Origin of the sequence: Pseudomonas sp. GW456-12-10-14-LB2, from assembly GCF_002884345.1 — a bacterium.
Taxonomy (GTDB): domain Bacteria; phylum Pseudomonadota; class Gammaproteobacteria; order Pseudomonadales; family Pseudomonadaceae; genus Aquipseudomonas; species Aquipseudomonas paraglycinae.
Map to the genome: position 1 here is coordinate 1 of NZ_POHV01000107.1, position 289 is coordinate 289.

1 protein-coding gene is annotated in these 289 nt (G+C 69.9%); it reads left to right on the plus strand.

Annotation, left to right across the window (positions count from 1 at the left end):
* On the plus strand, positions 1 to 289 hold a 289-nt coding region (locus C1X29_RS28295), incomplete at both ends, for a hypothetical protein (protein WP_218275708.1).

Consider the following 289-nt stretch of genomic DNA (forward strand, 5'->3'; position numbering starts at 1 on the left):
GGGCCCAAGGACGTCGCCGTCCATTTCCGGGCCGACCAGCTGCCGGAGGTCCTGGAGGCCATCGCCGCGAGGTTCGGCAGGCGCGAGCTTCAGTTCGACGCCGAGCGGCCGGCGACCTTCAAGGCGTACGTTCCGGACTGGATCGAGGTCCGGGAGGGCTTCGAGCACGTCCTGACGTACCGGCACGACCAGACGCCGCAGTTTCTGGCCGCGGTCGATCGGGCGGTGGCCTCGGTCGGCAAGCATCTGGCCGATCAGCCGACCCCCGTCCTTCTGGCCTACGGCGAAC